The organism is uncultured Victivallis sp., assembly GCF_944391105.1.
In the GTDB taxonomy this organism is placed as follows: Bacteria; Verrucomicrobiota; Lentisphaeria; order Victivallales; family Victivallaceae; genus Victivallis.
This window is the reverse complement of the sequence record NZ_CALXSK010000002.1, coordinates 149,397-171,148: the sequence shown is the minus strand read 5'-3', so window position 1 is coordinate 171,148 and position 21,752 is coordinate 149,397. Positions and strand designations below refer to the sequence as shown.

22 protein-coding genes are annotated in these 21,752 nt (G+C 58.6%); 19 read left to right on the top strand and 3 right to left on the bottom strand.

Annotated elements, in window-relative coordinates:
* Window positions 1-109 precede the first annotated feature (109 nt).
* From Q0K10_RS01790 to Q0K10_RS01700, 19 genes are all read left to right on the top strand, one after another.
* Window positions 110-760 carry a type II secretion system protein gene (locus Q0K10_RS01790; RefSeq protein WP_294502369.1) on the top strand — a complete coding sequence of 217 codons (651 nt, stop codon included), beginning with the start codon at window positions 110-112 and terminating at the stop codon, window positions 758-760.
* A 49-nt stretch (window positions 761-809) separates the two neighbouring features.
* Window positions 810-3,071 (top strand): right-handed parallel beta-helix repeat-containing protein, encoded by a 2,262-nt coding sequence (locus Q0K10_RS01785; RefSeq protein WP_294502367.1) that lies wholly within the window; start codon window positions 810-812, stop codon window positions 3,069-3,071.
* A 200-nt stretch (window positions 3,072-3,271) separates the two neighbouring features.
* The gene (locus tag Q0K10_RS01780; RefSeq protein WP_294502366.1) at window positions 3,272-3,400 is read left to right on the top strand and encodes a hypothetical protein; all 129 of its coding nucleotides are present in this window, start codon (window positions 3,272-3,274) and stop codon (window positions 3,398-3,400) included.
* Between the two features lie 156 nt (window positions 3,401-3,556).
* Window positions 3,557-5,245 carry a 2-isopropylmalate synthase gene (locus Q0K10_RS01775; RefSeq protein WP_294502363.1) on the top strand — a complete coding sequence of 563 codons (1,689 nt, stop codon included), beginning with the start codon at window positions 3,557-3,559 and terminating at the stop codon, window positions 5,243-5,245.
* Between the two features lie 12 nt (window positions 5,246-5,257).
* Complete coding sequence (locus Q0K10_RS01770) at window positions 5,258-6,004, top strand: trans-aconitate 2-methyltransferase (protein WP_294502361.1); 747 nt, start codon at window positions 5,258-5,260, stop codon at window positions 6,002-6,004.
* 155 nt (window positions 6,005-6,159) lie between these two features.
* Window positions 6,160-6,348, top strand: coding sequence for a hypothetical protein (locus tag Q0K10_RS01765; RefSeq protein ID WP_294502359.1), 189 nt, complete (start codon window positions 6,160-6,162; stop codon window positions 6,346-6,348).
* Window positions 6,349-6,489: 141 nt separating this feature from the next.
* Complete coding sequence (locus tag Q0K10_RS01760; protein ID WP_294502356.1) at window positions 6,490-7,308, top strand: glucose-1-phosphate cytidylyltransferase; 819 nt, start codon at window positions 6,490-6,492, stop codon at window positions 7,306-7,308.
* A gap of 4 nt (window positions 7,309-7,312) precedes the next feature.
* Window positions 7,313-8,383 carry a CDP-glucose 4,6-dehydratase gene (rfbG, locus tag Q0K10_RS01755; protein ID WP_294502353.1) on the top strand — a complete coding sequence of 357 codons (1,071 nt, stop codon included), beginning with the start codon at window positions 7,313-7,315 and terminating at the stop codon, window positions 8,381-8,383.
* Entirely contained in the window at window positions 8,371-9,711 is a 1,341-nt protein-coding gene (rfbH, locus tag Q0K10_RS01750) for a lipopolysaccharide biosynthesis protein RfbH (RefSeq protein WP_294502350.1), read from the top strand. Before rfbG ends, rfbH begins: the two co-directional genes overlap by 13 nt.
* On the top strand, window positions 9,708-11,237 hold the full coding sequence (locus Q0K10_RS01745) for an N-acetylneuraminate synthase family protein (RefSeq protein ID WP_294502347.1): 1,530 nt from the start codon (window positions 9,708-9,710) through the stop codon (window positions 11,235-11,237). The genes rfbH and Q0K10_RS01745 overlap by 4 nt, the downstream gene beginning before the upstream one ends.
* The gene (locus Q0K10_RS01740) at window positions 11,234-11,827 is read left to right on the top strand and encodes a hypothetical protein (protein WP_294502345.1); all 594 of its coding nucleotides are present in this window, start codon (window positions 11,234-11,236) and stop codon (window positions 11,825-11,827) included. The genes Q0K10_RS01745 and Q0K10_RS01740 overlap by 4 nt, the downstream gene beginning before the upstream one ends.
* A gap of 1 nt (window position 11,828) precedes the next feature.
* Window positions 11,829-13,610 (top strand): thiamine pyrophosphate-binding protein, encoded by a 1,782-nt coding sequence (locus Q0K10_RS01735; RefSeq protein WP_294502342.1) that lies wholly within the window; start codon window positions 11,829-11,831, stop codon window positions 13,608-13,610.
* Window positions 13,611-13,621: 11 nt separating this feature from the next.
* Entirely contained in the window at window positions 13,622-14,827 is a 1,206-nt protein-coding gene (locus tag Q0K10_RS01730) for a class I SAM-dependent methyltransferase (protein WP_294502340.1), read from the top strand.
* 1 nt (window position 14,828) lies between these two features.
* Window positions 14,829-15,764 (top strand): glycosyltransferase family 2 protein, encoded by a 936-nt coding sequence (locus tag Q0K10_RS01725; RefSeq protein WP_294502338.1) that lies wholly within the window; start codon window positions 14,829-14,831, stop codon window positions 15,762-15,764.
* A gap of 10 nt (window positions 15,765-15,774) precedes the next feature.
* Window positions 15,775-16,701, top strand: coding sequence for an NAD(P)-dependent oxidoreductase (locus tag Q0K10_RS01720; RefSeq protein ID WP_294502336.1), 927 nt, complete (start codon window positions 15,775-15,777; stop codon window positions 16,699-16,701).
* A gap of 35 nt (window positions 16,702-16,736) precedes the next feature.
* Complete coding sequence (locus tag Q0K10_RS01715) at window positions 16,737-17,228, top strand: peptidylprolyl isomerase (protein ID WP_294502334.1); 492 nt, start codon at window positions 16,737-16,739, stop codon at window positions 17,226-17,228.
* A gap of 13 nt (window positions 17,229-17,241) precedes the next feature.
* The gene (gene deoC / locus Q0K10_RS01710; RefSeq protein WP_294502332.1) at window positions 17,242-17,958 is read left to right on the top strand and encodes a deoxyribose-phosphate aldolase; all 717 of its coding nucleotides are present in this window, start codon (window positions 17,242-17,244) and stop codon (window positions 17,956-17,958) included.
* A complete protein-coding gene (locus Q0K10_RS01705; protein ID WP_294502330.1) occupies window positions 17,958-18,575 on the top strand; it encodes a GDSL-type esterase/lipase family protein in 618 nt (205 codons plus the stop codon). The genes deoC and Q0K10_RS01705 overlap by 1 nt, the downstream gene beginning before the upstream one ends.
* Before the next feature lie 146 nt (window positions 18,576-18,721).
* Window positions 18,722-19,141, top strand: a complete 420-nt coding sequence (locus tag Q0K10_RS01700; RefSeq protein ID WP_294502327.1) for a helix-turn-helix domain-containing protein — start codon at window positions 18,722-18,724, stop codon at window positions 19,139-19,141.
* Window positions 19,142-19,168: 27 nt separating this feature from the next.
* Here the strand turns inward: Q0K10_RS01700 and aroC are convergent, their stop codons facing one another.
* The 3 genes from aroC to argB are packed head-to-tail and all read right to left on the bottom strand — an operon-like array spanning window position 19,169 to window position 21,668.
* Window positions 19,169-20,224 (bottom strand): chorismate synthase, encoded by a 1,056-nt coding sequence (aroC, locus tag Q0K10_RS01695; protein WP_294502324.1) that lies wholly within the window; start codon window positions 20,222-20,224, stop codon window positions 19,169-19,171.
* Window positions 20,221-20,781, bottom strand: coding sequence for a shikimate kinase (locus tag Q0K10_RS01690; protein WP_294502323.1), 561 nt, complete (start codon window positions 20,779-20,781; stop codon window positions 20,221-20,223). The genes aroC and Q0K10_RS01690 overlap by 4 nt, the downstream gene beginning before the upstream one ends.
* Window positions 20,781-21,668 carry an acetylglutamate kinase gene (gene argB, locus Q0K10_RS01685; protein ID WP_294502321.1) on the bottom strand — a complete coding sequence of 296 codons (888 nt, stop codon included), beginning with the start codon at window positions 21,666-21,668 and terminating at the stop codon, window positions 20,781-20,783. The genes Q0K10_RS01690 and argB overlap by 1 nt, the downstream gene beginning before the upstream one ends.
* Between the last annotated feature and the right edge of the window lie 84 nt (window positions 21,669-21,752).

The window sequence follows — 21,752 nt, the reverse complement described above, 5'->3', positions numbered from 1 at the left end:
GATGTGTCAAGATGGGCTTGGCACATGAGAAAAAGAGTTATTTACAGGAAAAAGCCAATCTTTTTGAAATTGGCTCTGGAAAGAAAATCTCTAGAAGAAAGGATTCTGAATGAAGCATCGTATGGAAAAACAACATGTGGGTTTCAACTTCACCTTGATAGAGCTCCTCGTGGTGATCGCGATCATCGCGATTCTGGCCTCGATGCTGCTGCCTGCGTTGAATCAGGCGCGGGAACGGGCGCGCGAGACGGCCTGCATCAACAACTACAAACAGATCGGACTTGCCTCCTCGCTCTATGTGGAGGACAACAAGGGGTATCTGATGGAGTGGAACAAAGGTTGGTGGCGGGGCCTTATCGTAAACAACTATCTGACGCCGCAGAAGGTCTACCGCTGCCCGGTGTTCCAGACGAACAGTTCGCAGGCGCTGGTCTCCTACAACATGCCCGGCTATAACGGCTGGAAGCTCGGCGGCAAAAAGATATCCATCCTGAAGAACCCGCAGAAATACGTGTTTTTGATCGAGGACAATGAGCCGACGCGCTACTACAAGAACGACTGGGGGGCCTCCAAGCCGGTCAATTACTGGGACTCGAATTACACCGCCTGGACGCTGGAACGCAACTATCCCCACCTAGGGAAAACCAATGTGCTGTTCGCCGACTACCACTGGGATAATGCGCGGTACAGTGCACAGCACCACGACTTCTGGGGCTGGCACATCGCCTCGGATCCGAATCCGCCGTATACGGGCAGTTGAGCGGAGGTCGGGAAACGGTTGAAATCACCATCTTAAGGAGTTTGTGCCTGTGAAAATTCATGTTTTATTGTTGCTTCCGTTGCTTTTTCTCGTGCTGCCGGGCACTGCGACGGATCTGTTTCCATGGAAAACGGCCAATCAGCTCGCGCCGTACCGGGTCTGGGGGAAAGTCGCAGTCGTGCCGGAATCGGAACGGAGCCGGCGCGGCGACGTGGAGATTCTCGACGGAGGCTTCACCCGGAATCTCGGATGGAATCGGGACGAAACCGGCTGGGTTGAAGTCTCCGCCCGGTTCCGCAACGTTCCGGAAAACGGGACACCGGGGTTGCAGATCACGCTCAATGACCGGAACGGCTTCGCGGGACAGGTTTACGGAACGCTCTCCGAAACCGGAACCGACCGGAAGTGCACCGCCCTCTTCCCGGTCGCCCCGGATCTGACGCAGATCAGCATCTGGTGTTACGGGGCGAAGGGCTCCGCCGTCGGCGTCGACAACTACACGATTCGACTCCGGCCGATTCCGGAAATCGCCGACGCGCCGAAAAAACCGCAGATCAGCGGCATCGACGTGGACAGCACCCCATTTCTCGCACAGCTGCGGTTCGGAAACTACCTCAACAACAGCCGCGGCGCCGCAGTCGAACGCGCCGAAGGGGACGGCGAATTCCGCCCGCTCGGCGAAGCGCAGCCGGGCTTCCACACCTTCACCGACGCAGCCGTCGAGCCCGGCAAGACCTATCGTTACCGGGTCAAAAACCGGTCGCACGGTGCGGAATCGGAGTGGTCGGAACCGTTCACGGTCAGAATTCCGATGTGGCGTCGCTCCCCCGGGAAAACCGTCTACTTTGTCGACTCGGAAAAGGGAAACGACGCGAATCCCGGCACCGCGCCCGACAAGGCCTGGAAATCGCTGGACAAGGTCAGTTCCACGATTTTCGCGCCGGGCGACCAGATCCGGCTTCAGCGGGGTTCGGTCTGGCATGTTCCGCTCGAACTGCGCGGCAGCGGCAGCGCGGATGCGCCGATCCGGCTCGACGCCCGGGGAGAAGGCAAGCTCCCGCTCATCGCGGTGAAAGACGTGCTCTACGCCGTCCGGCTGAAGAACCAGAGCCACTGGGAGATCGGGGAACTCGAACTGGTCAATACGCAGACGATTCCGGAGAACGTCACTGAAATAACACTCCCCGGCAGAGAGATCAAGCTGACCCGGGACGATCCGTTCTTCGCGCCCTACGCCCGGAAACGGCGCCAGACCGGCTTGACCCTTGAACTGGAAAATTACGGAATCGCAAAGAACATCCGTATCCACAATCTGAACATTCACGATGTGGAGGGACCTCAGAACGCCAAGGAGAGCGGCGGCATTCTCGTCAAGATCGACGGAAGCCGCAAACCGAGCCGGTTCCACAATCTCGTCATCGAGGAGAACACGATCCGGCACACAGGCCGCTCCGGAATCGTCTTTCAGGTGTGGCCGCATGCGTTGCGCACACACTGGTTCCCGAGCACTGGGGTGCGGATCTCCCGCAATCGCCTGAGCGACATCGGAGGAGACGGCATCGTGCCGTGGGCGTGCGACGGGGTCCGGGTGACGGGCAACGTGGTTTACCGGGCAGCGGCGACGGCACGGGAGGCCAACGTGGCGATCTGGCCGTGGAGCTGCGACAACGCGGTCATTTCCGGGAACATCGCCGCGTTCACGGCAAAACATCAGGGCAACGGCGACGGACAGGGATTCGATGTGGACACAAACAACTTCAACACCCTGATGGAGAACAATCTGAGTTTCCACAACTGCGGCGGATTCATTCTGATCTGCGGGGAAGCGGACACGCTGAACCGGAAGGCGACGGTGCGCAACAATCTCTCCATCTCGGACGGGATGTCGGTCTTCACGCTCTGGAACAATCTGGACGACATCGACATCCATAACAACACGGTCATTTCTCCTGATAACTCCAAGGCGGTGTTCCTGATTGCGAACTGGGGCAAGGGGGATGCGGATCCGATCCAGATGAAGAAGGTGAATTTTCATGACAACCTGATCGTGGCAGAGACGCCGCTCACACTGCGCAGCCGCCAGAAATCGTGGATGTTGTCCGACAATCTTTTCTGGGGAGCTTACGCCGAAGCCATTGCGAAAACAGGCCGGGGAAGCCGCATTGTCGATCCGAATTTCCGGGGGAAACTCAACCCGAACGACGATATCCCGTCCCAGCTGGAAAAACTTGTTCCCGGAGGGAAAACCGGAGGAGCGGGCGCGGACATCCCGCAATTGATCAAAACGCTTAAGGAGAGCGGCGCACTTTAAGTGGAGCGCGGGTTCCGGCAATGTTTCCGGGACCCGCGTTTTTCCATTCTCCCTCACCAAGTACGCAGGGATGAACAGGAGCGTTTCCCTTCCCCCTGACGCAATTCGTCCTGCGCGAAATATCGTTTTTTTTTGAAAAAGCGGCTTGATTCCGGCCGGAAAAGTGATATAATAATTTTCAAGGAATACAGGAAAGCACGATGGAAACGTTCCCGAGAAAAACCGATGCAGGAATCCGGAACGGCGTTGAAAATGCCGCCCCGCGTTTTTTTGCGCCCGTGCTTTCCTCCCTGCTGCTGCGACTTACCAGCGCCGATCAGGCCGAGTGAAGACGCACTGCGACACCTTCCCGGATCGGACCGGATCGGCGGAGTTCCCATTTCTTTGCTTCGAGCGCCGTTCTGCGTCCGTCTTCCCGTTCTCCGGTTGCGTCGAAGCGCAATTTTCAAACCGCAAAACGCATGAATGAACTGGAGAAAGCAAGTATGAATTCGTATCCGAAATACAAAGCCCCCGGACCAATCGAAATCGAAAACCGCGTCTGGCCCACCCGGCGCCTCACGGCCCCGCCGATCTGGGTGCCGGTCGATCTGCGCGACGGCAATCAGGCGTTCGCACGCCCGATGAACGTCGAAACCAAGCTCCGCTACTTCCGCATGCTCTGCGAGATGGGATTCCGCGAAATCGAGGTTGCCTATCCCGCCGCCTCGACCGAGGAGTTCGAGTTCGTCCGCAGATTGATCGGAGACGGGCAGATCCCGGACGGCGTCCGGATCAATGTGCTCACCGCCGCCCGGCAGGACCTGATCGAACGCACGATCCAGGCGATCGCGGGCGTCCGCGCCGCGACCGTCCACTGCTACATCGCCACAAGCGAACTGCACGGCAGATTCGTGCTCGGGAAAACACCGGAGGAACTCATGCGCACCGCCGTCGAAGGCACCCGCATGATCGCCGAACAGGTTGAGGCCGCCGGAATGCGCGATCAGGTTCGCTACGAATTTTCTCCGGAGGAGTTCTCCGACAGCGATCTCGGTTTCGTCACGGAACTTGCCGAAGCGGTCCGCGAAGTCTGGCGCCCGCGCGACAAACGCGATTTCGTGCTGAATCTCCCCGCGACGGTCGAGCGCCGCGCCCCTTACGAGTATGCCGACATGATCGAAGCGTTCCTCCGCCGCTACTCCGGAGCGGATCATACGACGATCAGCGTCCACACCCACAACGACCAGGGGTGCGCGGTCGCCGCCGCCGAAATGGCCGTGCTTGCGGGAGCGGAACGGGTCGAGGGGACTCTCTGCGGCCACGGGGAACGCACCGGCAACATGGATCTGGTCACATTCGCTCTGAACTTGAAGTCGCGCGGAATCGAGCCGGGGATCGATTTCTCCCGTCTCCCGGATATGGTCCGGTTCATCGAGGAGGCATCCGGCATCCGGTTGAGTCCGCGGGCGCCGTACACGGGGGAGCTCGTGTTCACCGCGTTTTCCGGCACTCACCAGGATGCGATCCGCAAGGGGATGGCGCGCCGGGAGGAGATCGCCGAATTCTTCGGCCAGGGGTGGAAGATGCCTTATCTGCATATCGATCCGGCCGACCTCGGGCGCAGTTACGACGGATTGATCCGGATCAACAGCCAGTCCGGCAAAGGGGGCGTGGCCTACGTGCTCGAGTACGTCTATGGAATCCGGCTGCCGAAAGAGATGCAGCCGATGGTCGCATTCGCCGTCCAGCGCGAGGCGGAAACGACCGGGCGCGAACTCACGCCGGCGGAGGTCTACCGGATCTTCCGCGAGAAGATTCTCGAACCGGCGGGAGCGGCAATCCGGCTCGAGGGATTCCGAATCCAGCGGCCGGTTCCGGGAGAGCCGGACAAGACCGGCGTGGAGCTCGAACTCAAATCGCGCGGCGTACTCTACGCGGTTTCCGGAGTCGGCGGCGGGCCGATCGAAGCGGCGACGGCGGCGCTGCACAAATGCGGGGCGATTCCGGAGTTCCAGCTCGAGGAGTACAGCGAACACGCGCTCGGGCGGGGAGCGACGGCGCAGGCGGCCGCCTACGTCGGGATTCGCGACAATTCCGGGCGGATGATCTACGGCGCCGGAATCGACAGAAACATCAATCTCGCGGCGATCCGCGCGATCGTCAATGCGATCAATCATACTCTGGAAGAGTGACGGGGAGGAAAGATGGAGAGGAAAGATCAGACACAACCGGCTGAAACCAACGTCATTTCCGAATACGGAAAAACGCTCATGGTGCACGTGGACACCTCGCCGGGACAGAAGATTCTCGACCTCGGCTGCGGGACGGGCGACCTCACGGCGGTGCTCGCGGCGAACGGGGCCGACGTACTCGGGATCGACAACTCGGCGGAGATGATCGTCAAGGCGCGCTACAGCCATCCGGAACTCATGTTCGCGGAGATCGACGCGCTCGAGCTGCCCTACGACGAAGAGTTCGACACGGTGTTTTCGAATTCGGTGTTTCACTGGATTCCGGACGTGGACCACCTGCTTGCGGAGATCCGCCGGGCGCTGAAGCCGGGCGGCAAGCTCGTATGCGAATTCGGTGCGGCGAGCAATATCGCCACGATGCGCCAGGCGTTTGCGGCTGCGAGCGCGCGACACGGCCGGGAATACCGCGAACGGTTCTACTGCCCGACCCCGGACGAGTTCTTCGACCGGCTGAAAGCGGCGCGGTTTGAGCCGGAGCGCGTGCTCGAATTCGACCGGCAGACGCCGCTGCCTGGCGGAGCAGACGGACTTCGTCACTGGGTGTGCCGTTTTCTGAAGAGCGATCTTGAACCATTCAGCGCCTCGGTGCAGGAGCAGATCCTCACGGAGGTCGAGACCGCCTGCCGTCCGCTGCTCTGGAACGGCAGTGAGTTCATCGTCGATTACCGACGGCTTCGGGCCGTGGCATTCAAGCGCTGAAACCGGCGTTTTTGACTGAAATAAAGAGTCAAACAGAGAAAAATTCGTTTTTTTTGACTGATTTTCCGGTTTTGAGCTTGATTTTATGAGCAACGTTAAGTATAATTACACACAGTTACCACGGCTCACCACAACAAACAGGAGGGAGTTGAACGATGAAGCATGATTTTTACGATGTGAAGGCCAAAGCCAAGGTCAGCGCTGATGTTCTCGACTGCGTGACGTTCGGCGACGCCGGCCGCAAGCGCTATGCGTTCAAGGGCAAGACGGCGGACGGCCGCAGCCTGACCGCTTTCGTCGGCAAGGATGTCTGGGAAAAGGCCAAGGCCCAGCTGAAGAAATAAGACTCTCCCTTCTGCCGAGAAGTCAAAGACTCTCCCTTCCGCCGTGGAACGGGGAGTCTTTTTTTGCGGGGTGGGAATGCAGCGGTTGACTTTTTCCCGGGAAGATGATACATTACCCCCGCACTAAGGAAAGGATACGGCATGACAGAATCGCAACAACCGATGCCGCCGGCGATGATACTCTGCGGCGGACAGGGGACTCGACTGCGGGAAGTGACCGAGCTGCTGCCGAAACCGATGGTTCCGATCGGGGAGCAGCCGATCATCTGGCATATCATGCGCGGATACGCCGCGTTCGGAGTCAAGCGTTTCATTCTCTGCCTCGGCTACAAGCGCGAGGAGTTCATCGACTATTTTCTGAACTTCCACGCCCGTTCGACCGACATCACGGTGCGTCTCGGCAAAGATCACGGCATCACCTACCACGGTGAAACGTTCGAGGCGGACTGGGAGGTGACGCTCGCCGACACCGGAATCGAAACCATGACCGGGGGGCGGATTCTGCGGGCTTCGCGTTATCTGAAGCCGGAGGACCGGGAGTTTTTCCTCACCTACGGCGACGGGGTTTCGGATCTCGACATCGGGGAACTGCTCGCGTTTCATCGAAAAAACGGCAAACTTCTGACTCTTTCCGCCGTTCATCCGGACGGGCGCTTCGGCGAAATGAAATTCAGGGGGAATCTGGTGGAGGGATTCGCCGAAAAACCGATTTCCAGCAGCCGTTACATCAACGGGGGATTCATGGTGGCGGACCGGGAGATCGTCTCCCGCTATCTGGAAGGGCGTCCGGACTGCTACTTCGAAGCGCGGCCGATGCAGGAGATTCTGAAAGACCGCCAGCTTGCCGCACTGCGCCACAACGGGTTCTGGCAGTGCATGGACACCCCGCGCGAACACAAGCTCCTGAACGATCTCTGGAATTCGGGCAGCGCCCCCTGGACGAAACACTGGCAGAGGTGAGCGGGTGTTCGGCGATGTTTACAACGGGAAACGGGTGCTCGTCACGGGCCACTCCGGGTTCAAGGGGAGCTGGCTCGTGATGTGGCTGCGCCGCCTCGGCGCGGAGGTGTGTGGAATCGCGCTGCCGCCGGAGACGGAAGTTTCCCATTACAATCTGCTCAAACCGGAACTGCGTTCGGAGTGGTGCGATCTGCGGGACGCGGAACATGTCTCCGGAATCGTGCGCGATTTCCGGCCGGAAATCGTCTTTCACCTCGCAGCGCAACCGCTGGTCCGGAAGTCGTATGCGGAACCGGCACTGACGTTCGCCGTGAACGTGGGCGGAATGGTGAATCTGCTCGAGGCGCTCCGTTCGACCGGCGGAGCCCGGGCGATCGTGATCGTCACAAGCGATAAATGTTACCGGAACGACGAATCTCCCCGCGGACACCGCGAAGAGGATCCGCTCGGCGGATACGATCCGTACAGCGCCTCCAAGGCGTGTCAGGAGCTCCTGGCGGCGAGTTACCGCGACAGCTTCTTCACCCGCGGGGGGACGCTGCTCGCGACCGCGCGGGCGGGCAATGTGATCGGCGGAGGCGACTGGGCGGCGGACCGGCTGATTCCGGATCTGGTGCGCGCCGCGGCCCGCGGGGAATGCGAACCGCTGCGCAGCCCCGACGCGGTGCGGCCGTGGCAGCATGTGCTCGAACCGCTCGGCGGCTACCTGCTGCTCGGGCAGCGGCTCTTCGAGGGAGAGACGCAGGCGGCGACGGGATGGAATTTCGGCCCGGCCGAAAACGACGCGCTGACGGTCGGGGAAGTCGCCGCGCAGATGAAACGCTTCTGGCCGCGGGTGGAGTTCCGGTTTGCGCCGCAGCCGGATGCGCCGCACGAAACGAAACTGCTTCAGCTCGACTGCGCGAAAGCGGAGCGTGAACTTCACTGGCACGGCGTATGGAGTGCGGGGGAAGCGATCCGCCGGACAGCGGAGTGGTATCGGGATTTTTATGAGACCGGAGCGGTCGACACGGCGGCGGATCTCGACGGATACCTCGCCGCCGCCGCGGAAAGGGGAGTCGTATGGATGCGATGAAATTGCGCGAAGAGATTCTCGCGCTGACGAAAAACTATTGCGAAGCGAAACAAACGCAGGAGGACTCCGCGTTCGAACCGGGGAAAAGCCGGATCAATTATGCGGGGCGCGTCTACGGTTTGGAAGAGATGACGAATCTGGTCGATGCGGCGCTCGAATTCTGGCTGACGGCGGGACGGTATACGCGCGAATTTGAAACGGGGCTGGCGAAGTTTCTCGGTTTGAAGAGGGCGCTTTTCGTCAACTCGGGATCTTCGGCGAATCTGCTGGCGTTCATGACGCTGACCTCGCCGCTGCTCGGGGAGAGGCGGATCCGGCGCGGGGACGAGGTCATCACGGTGGCGGCGGGTTTTCCGACGACGGTGGCGCCGATCGTGCAGTTCGGGGCGATTCCAGTCTTCGTGGATGTGGATTTGGCGACGGCGAACGTGGACGTCACGCAGCTGGAGCCGGCGCTTTCGGAGCGGACGCGGGCGGTGATGCTTGCGCACACGCTCGGGAATCCGTTCAGAATCGATGCGGTCAAAGAGTTCTGCAAACGGCACGATCTGTGGCTCATTGAGGACAACTGCGATGCGCTCGGGTCGAAATACGCGGGGCGGCTCACGGGGACGTGGGGAGACATCGGCACATCGAGTTTCTATCCGCCGCACCACATGACCACGGGCGAAGGGGGAGCAGTTTACACGGACGATCCGCTGCTTGCGAAGATCGCGCTGTCGCTGCGGGACTGGGGACGGGACTGCAGCTGCGCTTCGGGCGAAGACAACCGGTGCGGTCACCGGTTCACGGGGAAATTCGGGACGTTGCCGGAGGGGTACGATCACAAATATGTGTACAGTCACTTCGGTTACAATTTGAAGGCGACGGATCTGCAGGCGGCGGTGGGCTGTGCGCAGCTTGCGCGGCTCGATGAGTTCACGCGGCGGCGGCGGGAAAACTTCGACTATCTGTACGAGCAGCTGAAAGATCTGCCGGAATTGTCGCTGTTCAAAGCGGAACCTGAATCGGAACCGTCGTGGTTCGGCTTTCTGATGACGCTGACCGGGGAAGCGCATTTCACGCGCAACGAACTGGTTGCGCACCTGGAGAGGCACGGAATCCAGACCCGGAATCTGTTTGCGGGGAATCTGACGCGCCATCCATGTTTCGAGACATTGAAAGAGGGAGTTGACTACCGGATATCGGGGGCGCTTACGAACACGGACAAGCTCATGAACGACGCATTCTGGATCGGGGTCTACCCCGGCATGACCCGCGAAAAACTCGACTATATGATCCGGGAAATCCGGAGTTTCTGCAACGCGAACGGTGGAGAACAACCATGAAAGATACTCTTTTCGATCGTTTGATCATCCTGGAACTGGCCAATAACCATATGGGGAACGTGGAGCACGGGCTGAACGTGATCCGGGCATTCGGCGAAGTGATCCGGGATTTTCCCGATTTCCGCTTTGCGTTCAAATTCCAGTACCGGGATCTGGATACATTCATCCATCCGGACTACCGGGAGCGGATGGACCTCAAATACATCAAACGTTTCTCCGAGACCCGGCTGTCGGAGGCGGATTTCCTGCGGATGAAGCAGGAGGCGGAACAGCTCGGCTTCCACTCGATGTGCACGCCGTTCGACGAACGCTCGGTGGAGCGGATCGTCGAGCAGAATTTTGAATACCTGAAGATCGCGAGCTGCTCCTGCAACGACTGGCCGTTGCTGGAACGGGTGGTCCAGACCGATAAACCGATCGTGATCTCGACGGCGGGCGCCGCACTCGAAGAGATCGACAACGTGGTGAATTTTCTCCAGCACCGCGACAAAAAATTCTGCCTGATGCACTGTGTCGGCTCCTACCCGACCCCCGCGGCGGAGCTCGAACTCAATCAGATCGACTTCTTCCGGCAGCGTTATCCTGGCGTGCCGGTCGGCTTCTCCACCCACGAGGAACCGGGGGATTTCGACCCGGTCAAGCTGGCGGTGGCAAAAGGTGCTGTCGTGCTGGAACGGCATGTCGGCGTCGCAACGGAAGCGTGGAAACTCAATGCCTATTCGTCGACTCCGGAACAGATCCGCGAATGGTTGAAAGCGGCGCGGAAAGCGTATGCGATGTGCGGCGTTTCCGGCATGCGGCGGCCGGTGTCGGAAAAAGAGCGCGCCGACCTGCGCGGACTTCAGCGCGGCGTATTTGCCAGACGATCGATCGCCGCCGGCGAGAAACTCACGCCGGAGCTGCTCTTCTACGCGATTCCGAATCAGCCGGATCAGTTTGTGGCCAACGACTTGTCGAAATATCTCGAATTGACGGCGAAGCAGGAGATCCCGGCGGGCGCGCCGATCCGGAAAGAGATCGTCGAAGTGCGGAACAACCGGGAAAAGGTGCTTCAGGCAGTCCGCCAGATCAGCGAACTGCTCCGGAAGAGCGGGCTCCATCTTCAGGACAAACTTGAGCTCGAACTCTCGCACCACTACGGGATCGACCGCTTCTACGAATACGGCTGCACGATCATCACCTGCGTGAACCGGGAGTATTGCAAAAAGATCATTCTGCTGCTGCCGGGGCAGGAGAATCCGACCCACACCCACCACCGCAAGGAGGAGACGTTCCACATTCTCTACGGAGACCTCTCGCTGACGCTGAACGGCGTGGAAAAGCTCTATCATGCCGGGGAGATCGTCGTGGTGGAACGGGGGACGGCACACAAATTCTCGAGCCCGTCCGGGGCGGTGCTGGAGGAAATTTCGACCACGCATTACAAGGACGATTCTTTCTACGACGACCCTGCGATCAAAGGAACCGCCTCGCGGAAAACTTATCTGACCTTTTACGCCGACTGGCTGAACGGAGAGGTGCGATGAACGATGAACGCCCGCTGGTGGCGTGGGATGTGGATGATGTTTTAAACTGCCTGACACGGAGCTGGTTTGAACACAACCGGGGGAAATTTCCGGGGATTGATTACGAGATGCTGCGAGAGAATCCCCCCGACCGGCTGCTCGGGATCAGTCGCGGGGAGTACCTGGAAAGCCTCGACCGCTTCCGGGCGGAAAAGTACGCAGAACTCGAACCTGCGCCGGAAGTTCTGGCGTTTCTGCGCCGATACGGAGAACGGTTCCGGCACGCGGCGGTGACGGCGACGCCGCGGAAATTCGCATCCGTTTCGGCGGCGTGGGTGATGAAACACTTCGGAGAGTGGATCCGGAGCTTCCACTTCGTACCGTCGGCGCGGCCGGAGTGTGTGCTGCCTGCCTACGCGCAGACGAAAGGAGAAGTGCTTGCGGGATTCCGGGGAAAAGTCATTCTGATCGATGACACGCAGAAAAATCTGGAATCCGCCCGGTCTGCCGGAGCGGAGGCAATCGCGTTTCCCGCGCCATGGAACGCGGCACGGAACCGGAAAACGGAAGAGGTCTGGGAAAAACTTCTGAACGGGGAGTCGTTACAATAAAATGGAAAAAGTTTCGGATTACATTTTCAGGTATCTTGCGGAACACACCGGTGTCCGCCACGTCTTCATGCTGCCGGGAGGCGGCTGCATGCATCTGGTCGATTCATTGGGGAAACAGCCCGGGCTCGAATTCGTCTGCAATCTCCACGAACAGGCCTGCGCAATCGCGGCGGAGGCTTACGCGCAGAACAACAACGAACTCGGAATCGCGCTGGTCACGACCGGGCCCGGGTCGACGAATGCAATCACTGGAGTGGCGGGGGCATGGATCGACTCGACGCCACTGCTGGTGCTCTCCGGGCAGGCGAAACGGGAGGACCGGATGACCGGCCTCGGCGTCCGGCAGATGGGGATTCAGGAGGTTGACATCACTGCGATTGTCGCCCCCATTATCAAATATGCGAAGTGCGTGACCGAACCGGAGTCGATCCGGCTGGAGCTGGAAAAAGCGCTCTATCTTGCGCAGCACGGGCGGCGAGGTCCGGTCTGGCTCGACATTCCGCTCGATGTTCAGGGCGCGCAGATCGATCCGGACCGTCTCACCGGGTTCACGCCGGAACCTGCTGCCGAACCGGATTACAAAACGGCGGCCGTGACGATCCTCGAAGAGCTGCGCCAGGCGCATCGTCCGGCGGTGTACGCGGGGAACGGCATCCGGGCCGCCGGAGCGGTCGACGATTTTCTGAAACTTGTGGAACGGCTGCAGATTCCGGTGTTGACCAGCTGGAAAGCAGCGGACTTTCTGCCGGAGGATCATCCGCTTTTCGTCGGCCGTCCCGGCATCATCGCGCAGCGCGGAGCGAACTTTGTGCAGCAGACGGCGGACTGTTTGCTGATTCTGGGGACGCGGCTCGATCTCTGCCAGACCGGGTTCAATCACCCGCACTTTGCTCCGAACGCGCGCAAGCTGATGGTGGACATCGACATTCACGAGATCGACAAGCTGAACATGCCGTTCGCCGGAAAATTCGCGATGGATGCGGGAGAAGTGATCCGGGCGATGCTGGCGGAACGGCCGGATGCGCTGCCGTGCGCCGCATTTCTGAATCGGGCGAAAGAGTGGCAGAAACGTTACCCTGTCATTCTGCCGGAATATTGCGACGAGTCGAAGAAGCTGGTTAATCTCTATCACCTCGTAGAAGTGCTGTCGCATCAGCTTGAACCGGGTGACATCTTGATTCCGGGCAGTTCGGGAGCCTGCGCGGAGGTGACCATGCAGGCGGTCAAGGTGAAGAGCGGTGTACGGATTCACAACACGCCCGGCCTCGGCTCGATGGGCTTCGGTCTGCCCGCAACGCTCGGCGGCTGCCTGGCTTCCGGACGGAAACGGACGGTCGGGATCGTCGGCGACGGCGGCTTGCAACACAACATTCAGGAACTCGAAACGCTGCACCGGCTGAATCTTCCGGTCAAACTTTTCGTCTTGAACAACAACGGCTACGGTTCGATTTACAACATGCAGAACGGCCGTTTTGCGGGACATCTGGTGGCGTGCAATCCGGCCAGCGGGCTGACGCTGCCGGATCTGGAGCGGATTGCAAAAGCCTATCAACTGGATTTTGTCCGGATTGCGTCGCCGAAAGAGCTCGACAGCCAGGTGCGGGCGGTGCTCGAGCGTCCGGGAGCGGTGATCTGCGAAGTGATGACGGACCCGTCAGTTCCGAGCGCGCCCCGCCTCGCCTCGGAGGCGCTGCCGGACGGACGGATGGTCTCGAAGCCGATGGAGGACCTCGCTCCTTTCCTGAGCCGCGAAGAACTTGCGGAAAACCTGAGTATAGTTTAGGTGGTAATCAAATGGAATCTGCCCAAAGAACCTGTCCCGTTTGCACGGGAAAAAAAGTTAAATTCCTGCAAACAATGGATTTTGCCCGGGAATCACATTGCATTCTTCCCGAAAGTTACCGAATCGTTGAATGTAACAACTGCGGCTTTGTCTATGATGACCTTGATGCAGATGAGGGGCTGTTCGAGCAATATTACCGCAGTTGTACAAAATATACTTCCTCCGGGACCGGAGGAGCCGGGGGACTAACAATGATTGACCGTATTCGTTACCATAAACTACTTAAGTGGCTTTCCCCCTTCCTGAATGCGGAATTAATCATTGCTGACGTCGGTTGCGGGAAAGGAGGACTGCTGCGTTTTCTCAGGGAAAATGGTTTTCAGAATCTGACAGGTATTGAACCATCTCCGGGATGTGTGGAAGTTATCAGGCATCAATTAAAAATGGATGCGGTGTGTTCGGATATCAAATCTTTAAACTCCACTAACCAATTTGAACTCGTTATTGTTGCAAATGTTTTGGAACATGTCTTTAATCTGCGTGAAGCGGTAAAACAATTAAGCAAAATAATCACTCCAAATGGTATGATCGCAGTAGAGGTGCCCGATGCCTCACGTTATGCATTGTTTCCGCATGCACCGTATTATTTTTTCGATATGGAGCATATCAATCACTTTGATTTGAATTCAATGCGGAATCTCTGGAGTTCCATGGGATTTGAAGTATTAGCGGAAGAAGCCGAGACCTGCTTCCCTGTGGAAGGGATGGAGAATCCAATTTGCCGACTGCTGGTACAGAAGAAAAAACGTCAAAAAAACGACGGGACATTCGGTATTCCGAAAAGCAATACCGCAATCCCGGTCAGCCAATATATTGAATGGTCACAAAAAAAAGCACAAACTCTGCCGGATGCGCCGGACACGCAACAGAAATTTTTTCTCTGGGGGTGCGGAGCATACGCAAAATGGTTTTTGAGAAATAAACTGTCTGCTCGACCTGCCGGAATAGTTGAAGTTGACACGAAGAAAGTTGGACAAAACGTTGACGGGTGTCCGATTATCTCTCCAGAAATGCTGATGACAGAAAATTCAGAAAAAACAATTGTGATGATCTCATCTGTATTGTATGAACAGCAAATCCGCAAGCAACTGGAAAAATTAAAGTGGAAAGGTCAAATTCTTTCCGCCTGTCGGCCGAGGGAAGAGCAGGAGTACTGAAATGAAAAAAGTAACAGTTGTTTCAAGCTGTTTCAATGAAGTTGAAAATCTTGAACAGCTTTGGGAAAGAATCAAGGCTGTTTTTGCCAAACATCCAGAGTATGAGTTTGAACTGATTATCGCTGACAACTATTCCACTGATGGCAGCCGGGATTTATTGAGAAAGATGGCGGGGAAAGACAAACGACTCAAAGTAATTCTCAATTCCAACAACTTCGGGCACATCCGTTCGCCCTACAATGCGTTTCTTCAGGCCAATGGTGATGCGGTGGTCACAATATGTTCTGATTTGCAGGAACCACCGGAAATGATTGAACGTTTTCTGGAGGAGTGGGAGAAGGGAACAAAAGTGGTTTGCGCCGTTAAACCGGAGAGCAAAGAATCGCCCCTCATGTTCATGGTCAGACGGTTCTATTACTGGCTGATCGGAAAAGTTTCCGACACGCCGCAACTTCATAATTTTACGGGATTTGGCCTCTATGACAAACAATTCGTCGAGGCGATCAAACGCTTTCATGAACCTTATCCTTACTTCCGGGGCTTGGTAGCGGAAATTGGGTTTTCAAGAGTCGAAGTTCCCTTTATTCAGGAAAAACGCCGATTCGGTCGCAGCAAGAATAATTTCTTTACCCTTTATGACCTCGCGATGACCGGGTTCGTCAATCATACGAAACTGCCGTTGCGGCTGGCGGTTTTCTGCGGTTTTGTTCTGGCATTTTTGAGCTTACTCACAGCTTTCGGATACCTGGTTTACAAGTTGCTGTACTGGGATACGTTCCAACTGGGCTTGGCTCCGCTGGTGATCGGCTTGTTTTTCTTCTCAGCGGTCCAACTGATCTTCATCGGGATTCTCGGAGAATACATCGGGGCAATCTGGACCCAGGTCAAAAATAAACCGCTCGCCATTGAGGAAGAAAAAATCAACTTCGACGAATAAGTCAAACAATATGCCTCGACGAATCTTCATCACCGGGGGAACCGGTTTTTTCGGAAAAAGCCTGCTCGCGGCGTGGCGGCTTCAGCCGCACCCGGAATGCGAGCTGACGATCCTGTCCCGGAATCCGGAGCGGTTTCTTCTGAAATTCCCGGAATTCTCCGCACTGCCGCATGTTCGTTTTCTCAAGGGCGATGTCCGGAATTTCACGTTCCCCACCACGCCTTTCGACGAGGTCATCCACGCCGCCACTCCGGCAAGTGCCACTCTCGAACAGGAAAATCCGGAAGAGATGTATTCCATCATCGTGGAAGGGACACGCCATGTGATCGATTTCTGCCGGAAGAGCGGCGTCCAGCGCATGCTGTTCACAAGTTCCGGGGCAGTCTACGGCCCACAGGAGCCGGAATGCGAACGACTTGCGGAAACCCATCCGTGCCGGCCGGTCACCGCCTACGGGAAAGGGAAACTTGCCGCGGAACAACTCTGCCTTGAATCCGGCATCCCGACCGTCATCGCCCGCTGCTTCGCATTCATCGGCCCCTATCTGCCGCTCGATATCCACTTCGCCGCCGGAAATTTCCTCCGAGACGCACTCGAGAACCGGCCGATCGTCATCCGCGGCGACGGACGGCCGCTGCGCAGTTATCTGCATTCAGATGACCTTGTCCGCTTTCTGTGGAAGCTGCTCGAAACCGGAGCTCCCGGAAGTATCTGCAATGTAGGAGGCAAACACGCCGTATCGATCGCGGAACTCGCAACCCTCTGCGCGAAACTCCGGACACCGGCACTGCCAATTTCGATTCTCGGAACTCCCGGAGACGGCCCCACGCCGCGTTATGTGCCCGATCTCACACGGGCGGAGCAGGAATTCGGCCTCGTCCCGCAAATCGATCTCGAAACAGCATTGCGGCGGACATTTGATTTTCACCGGAAGTGAACTATCTTATAGCAGAAACACAAGGAGCCTGTATCATGATTACTCTCAAAACCAGCAAGGGCGACATCAAAATCAACCTCTTCGAGGAAGAGGCGCCGATCACTACGAAAAATTTTCTCGATTACATCGATTCCGGGTTCTACAAGGGGACCATCTTCCATCGTGTCATCCCCGGATTCATGGTTCAAGGCGGCGGGTTCTCCACCGACTTCGTCCAGAAACCGACCAATGACCCCATCACCAACGAGGCCGACAACCAGCTCTCGAACCGCCGCGGCACCATCGCCATGGCGCGCACGAACATCGTTGACTCTGCGACGTCGCAATTCTTCATCAACCTCGTCGACAATGACTTTCTCGACTTCAAGGCCCCGACCCCGCAGCATTTCGGCTACTGCGTCTTCGGCGAAGTCGTCGAAGGAATGGATGTGGTCGACGCGATCGCTGCGGTTCCGACCGGTTCGCGCGGTATGCACCGCGACGTGCCGACCGAGAACGTCGTGATCCTCGACGTCATCCGGGATTGACGGAGAACACGCCATGCCCGAATGGAGTTTTGAGGAACTCGCGCGGATGATCGATCACATGCTGCTGCATCCGATGCTCGATGACAAAGAGCTGATCCGCGGCATGGCGTTCGCCGTCGAATGCAACTGCGCGAGCGTCTGCATCAAACCCTGTTTCGTCGAAACCGCCGCAAAACTGCTCGACGGAACCGGCATCAAAACCGGAACCGTCGTCGGTTTTCCTCACGGCTCAGTCTCCACCGCACTCAAGATCAACGAGGCGAAACGGGCCGTCGACTGCGGCGCGGAGGAGATCGACATGGTGATCAACATCGGCAAGGTGCGCTCCGGAGAATGGGGATTCGTCCGCGATGAGATCGCCGGGGTGAACGCCTGCGTCTCCGCGCGCGGCGCACAGCTCAAAGTGACGTTTGAAACCGGGTTCCTCTGCGACGCGATGATCGAACAGCTCTGCGGCGTCTGCAACGAAATCTCCCCCGCGTACATCAAAACTTCCACCGGATTCGGGTTTGAGAAGCAGGAGTCCGGGGAGTATGTGTGCACGGGGGCGACCGTTCCGCACCTCGCGTTGATGCGCCGCCTCGCCCGGCCGGAAATCAAGGTCGAGGCGGCCGGCACGATCGACACGCTCGATGCCCTGCTCGCCGCCCGGAAACTCGGAGCTGCACGCATCGCGACGTCCGACACGGAACCGATTCTGCGGGAAGCACTTCGCCGCCTGGAGGAGTGATGACCGTCCGCGTCTTCAATGCCGGAGCTCCGGGAAACACGACGCGGGAACTTCTCGCACGATTCCAGCGTGACGTCGCCATGCGCGCGCCGGAGCTGATCATTCTCTGGGCGGGAGTCAACGACCGGCTCTATCCGGGTCATACGCTCGAACTGCCGGAATTCGAGGAGAATTACCGCGAATTGCTCGAACGGATTGAAGCCATTGGAGCCGAAGTGCTGATCGGGACTCTGCCGCCGCAGTTTGTTCCCTATCTGGTCGAACAGTTTCCGGGAGTGGCGGCTTATCCGGAGAGTCCGGCGGAGCGGCTCGCGCCGGTCAATGCGTTTCTGCACACCCTGGGGCTGCCGCTCGCCGACTTCGAAGCGGTCGTGAAAAGCCGCCCGATCGGGGAAGAGCGGGAGTCGTATCTGCGGAATCCCGCGAACAGCGGCGTCCGGGACGGGCTTCACCTGACCGAAGCCGGGGCGGAGGCGGTTGCGCAATGCGCCGCCGCCGCGATCCGGAACTACGCGCTGCCGACTGGGCGGATCGTCTGTTTCGGCGACAGCCTGACTTACGGTCTCGGCCTCAGACGCGAGACGACCTATCCGGCCCGTCTGGCGGAACTGCTCTGATTTCCCCGTTTTATCGAAAAGTCGATTAGCGTTTTGTTAGAATTTTGTTAAGAATATTGCATTTGCCGGGAAACGGATGTAATCTGAAACAACAGCCGCCGGCAGGTGGCATTCTTCTCGAAATATCGCTGACAAAGGAGTCGAAAATGCCGGAGAATAAAGAAAAAAACAGTGAGAAACTTTCCCGACAGATCCGCAAAGAGGTCGCTTCCGCCGTTCAGCCGCTGCTTGAGACGGTCGCCGCATTGCAACAGGAACTCGAACTGCTGAAACAGCAGATCAGTACGCCCGCTGCACCCACCCCGGAAAAGAGAAAAAAGGCGAAAAAAGAGCAAAAGAACGGCGGAAGCGAAATTGTCAAACTCCGCCGAAAACTGAAATTCACCAAACAGCAGTTCGCCGAGCTCTTCGGCGTGAGCAAAGAGGAAGTCAACGCCTGGGAGAACGGCGAAAATCAACCTGCCGGCGAAGCGGCTCAGCTGCTCGAAAAACTGATGGCGATGGATAAGAAAGAACGTGCCGCAATTCACAAAACCATCACCAGCAGAGAGAAAGAGGAACGCTGAATTCCGTTCCCCTCCCCTCTCCTCCCGTCAGAGCCGCGCGCAGCGGTTCTGCAGGAGCGCGTCGGCGAGCGCGAGCGCGGTCATCGCCTCGACCACGGGAACCGCGCGCGGAACAAGGCAGGGATCGTGGCGGCCGTGAACACTGATCGTGACCGCCTCGCCCGCTTCGTTGATCGTATGCTGCTCTTTCGCAATCGAGCTCGTGGGCTTCATCGCGGCACGGAAGAGAATCGGCTCCCCGGTCGAAATTCCGCCGAGGATGCCGCCCGCGTTGTTCGAGACAAATCCCTCCGGCGTGATCGGATCGTTGTTCTGACTGCCGCGCAGATCGGCGGCCGCAAATCCCGCGCCGAATTCGATTCCCTTGATCCCGCCGATCGAAAGCACCGCATGGGCAATCGTCGCGTCAAGTTTGTCGAAAACCGGTTCCCCGAGGCCGACGGGAACGCCGTCGACACGGCATTCGATGATGCCGCCGACGCTGTCCATCTCTTTCTGAGCGGCTCGAATCGCCGTGATCATCGCGTCGGCGACCTCGGGATCGGCGGACCGCACGATCGTCGACTCGACCGCGGCAAGGTCGATCTTCTTCGCAGAGACCCCTCCGAGCCGGATCGTGTAAGCCTGAATGCGAATCCCCGCATGAGCGAGCAGCTGTTTCGCCACGCCCCCCGCGGCGACGCGCGTGGCGGTTTCGCGCCCGGAGGAGCGGCCGCCGCCGCGGTAGTCGCGGATGCCGTACTTCTTGAAATACCCGAAATCCGCATGGCCGGGCCGGAAACAGGTCGCAAGGTTGCCGTAATCCTGACTGCGCTGATCGGTGTTGCGGATCAGCATCGCAAGCGCGGTGCCGGTGGTGACGCCATTCATGACGCCGGAGAGAATCTCCACTTCATCAGCCTCTTTGCGCATGGTGCTGACTTTCGACTGGCCGGGGCGGCGACGGTCGAGATCGCGCTGAATCAACGCCGGATCGAGCCGGATTCCGGCGGGTACGCCGTCGATGATGCAGCCGAGTCCCGGCCCGTGCGACTCGCCGAAAGTCGTCACCCGGAAGAGCCGTCCAAATGTGTTACCGCTCATAAATCGATTCCTTTCTCTATCTGTTCGGCAAGTTCTGCCGCAACCTGCGGTGCGGGCCGTTCCGTTTCGATCGGAAAGCGGAGTTCGGCGAACGCCCGGAATCCGGGCTCGCGTTCATGGTGAATGCGCAGAAATTCCGCCTCGGGATCGGCCGCCGACGCGAGAAATGGCGGCAGTCCGCGCCGCAGCACGCGGGGATAGGCGATCTCCGGCCGGATGTCGAGCCAGACGCCGAGTCCGAGACGGCGCAGGGTCTCCGGCTCCACAAAACGGTTCGAAACGACTCCGCCGCCGAGAGCGATCACCCGAAGCTCCGGCGAATCCGCCAGACTCCGGATCACCTCCGCCTCGAGTTTGCGGAACGCCTCCTCACCGAGTTCGCGGAAGATCTCGCGCGTTCCGGCGGCACGCCCGGTGCGGCGGGCAAATTCCGCTTCGAGTTCCGCATCGGTGTCGACGAGCGGCACATTCCAGCGCCGGGCGAGCATTCTGCCCAGCGTGGATTTGCCGCAATGCTTGATTCCGGCAAGAACGACCGGCCGTGTCGGACGGTTCATCACATGACCGAGTCGGGGCGGACGATCTGGGTGCCGACACCGTGATCGGTGAAGATCTCCAGCAGCAGCGTATGGTTCACGCGCCCGTCGATGAGGTGAACCTTGTTGATGCCGGAATTCAGCGCGGCGACACAGCTCCTGATCTTCGGCAGCATGCCGCCGGAGAGAATCCGGCGCAGCACGAGCCCTTCGATCTCGTCGGTCCGGATGGTCGGGATGACCGAATCCGGATCATTGCAGTCCGCAAGTACGCCGGGGACGTCGGAGAGGAACACGAGCTTGCGTGCATGAACGGCCTCGGCGATTTTGCAGGCGGCGATATCGGCGTTGATGTTGTAGGTCTGGCCGTCGATGCCGGTGCCGAGCGGAGTGACAACGGGGGTGAGACCCGCTTCGAGCGCCTCCATGACCGGGGCGGCGTTGACGGCGGTGATTTCGCCGACGAACCCGACATCCTGCTGTTCCCCGGTGACGGGGTCGACCGACTTCGTGCGGACGGCGTGCAGAATCCCTTTTCCGGTGAGACCGATCATGCGGCCGCCGCACTCCCTGCCGAGCTTGACGAGTTCGGCGTTGACCTGATTATGGAGCACGTCGTCGACGACCTTGATGGTTTTCTCGCAGGTGTAGCGCAGCCCGTTCACGAAGCGGACGGGGATATCCTGGCGCCGGAGTTCGGCGGAGATCGCCTTGCCGCCGCCGTGAACGACGATGGGACGGATGCCGATCGCTTCGAGCAGAACGACGTCGCGCATGGTGCTGCGGACGAGTTCGGGATCCTCCATGGCGCTCCCGCCGAATTTGACGACCATGATGGAGTTGCGGAATTTCTGAATGTAGGGCAGCGCCTCGATGAGGACGGCCGCCTTCCCGATCAATTCTTTCATTTTTCCTCGTTCTCCTGCTAAGAAGTAAATCACTGCAAACGTCTGATAATATAGCGTGCACCGGGGATTTTTCAACGGCACAAA

Bases quoted from the DNA above. Each gene is read 5' to 3' on its own strand.
- Q0K10_RS01705 (WP_294502330.1), top strand. From the start codon at position 17,958: ATGACCGTCCGCGTCTTCAATGCCGGAGCTCCGGGAAACACGACGCGG.
- Q0K10_RS01715 (WP_294502334.1), top strand. From the start codon at position 16,737: ATGATTACTCTCAAAACCAGCAAGGGCGACATCAAAATCAACCTCTTC.
- Q0K10_RS01690 (WP_294502323.1), bottom strand. From the start codon at position 20,781: ATGAACCGTCCGACACGGCCGGTCGTTCTTGCCGGAATCAAGCATTGC.
- Q0K10_RS01770 (WP_294502361.1), top strand. From the start codon at position 5,258: ATGGAGAGGAAAGATCAGACACAACCGGCTGAAACCAACGTCATTTCC.
- rfbH (WP_294502350.1), top strand. From the start codon at position 8,371: ATGGATGCGATGAAATTGCGCGAAGAGATTCTCGCGCTGACGAAAAAC.
- Q0K10_RS01700 (WP_294502327.1), top strand. From the start codon at position 18,722: ATGCCGGAGAATAAAGAAAAAAACAGTGAGAAACTTTCCCGACAGATC.
- Q0K10_RS01730 (WP_294502340.1), top strand. From the start codon at position 13,622: ATGGAATCTGCCCAAAGAACCTGTCCCGTTTGCACGGGAAAAAAAGTT.
- Q0K10_RS01725 (WP_294502338.1), top strand. From the start codon at position 14,829: ATGAAAAAAGTAACAGTTGTTTCAAGCTGTTTCAATGAAGTTGAAAAT.
- argB (WP_294502321.1), bottom strand. From the start codon at position 21,668: ATGAAAGAATTGATCGGGAAGGCGGCCGTCCTCATCGAGGCGCTGCCC.
- aroC (WP_294502324.1), bottom strand. From the start codon at position 20,224: ATGAGCGGTAACACATTTGGACGGCTCTTCCGGGTGACGACTTTCGGC.
- Q0K10_RS01780 (WP_294502366.1), top strand. From the start codon at position 3,272: ATGGAAACGTTCCCGAGAAAAACCGATGCAGGAATCCGGAACGGCGTT.
- deoC (WP_294502332.1), top strand. From the start codon at position 17,242: ATGCCCGAATGGAGTTTTGAGGAACTCGCGCGGATGATCGATCACATG.
- Q0K10_RS01735 (WP_294502342.1), top strand. From the start codon at position 11,829: ATGGAAAAAGTTTCGGATTACATTTTCAGGTATCTTGCGGAACACACC.
- Q0K10_RS01720 (WP_294502336.1), top strand. From the start codon at position 15,775: ATGCCTCGACGAATCTTCATCACCGGGGGAACCGGTTTTTTCGGAAAA.
- Q0K10_RS01775 (WP_294502363.1), top strand. From the start codon at position 3,557: ATGAATTCGTATCCGAAATACAAAGCCCCCGGACCAATCGAAATCGAA.
- Q0K10_RS01745 (WP_294502347.1), top strand. From the start codon at position 9,708: ATGAAAGATACTCTTTTCGATCGTTTGATCATCCTGGAACTGGCCAAT.
- Q0K10_RS01740 (WP_294502345.1), top strand. From the start codon at position 11,234: ATGAACGATGAACGCCCGCTGGTGGCGTGGGATGTGGATGATGTTTTA.
- Q0K10_RS01790 (WP_294502369.1), top strand. From the start codon at position 110: ATGAAGCATCGTATGGAAAAACAACATGTGGGTTTCAACTTCACCTTG.
- Q0K10_RS01760 (WP_294502356.1), top strand. From the start codon at position 6,490: ATGACAGAATCGCAACAACCGATGCCGCCGGCGATGATACTCTGCGGC.
- Q0K10_RS01765 (WP_294502359.1), top strand. From the start codon at position 6,160: ATGAAGCATGATTTTTACGATGTGAAGGCCAAAGCCAAGGTCAGCGCT.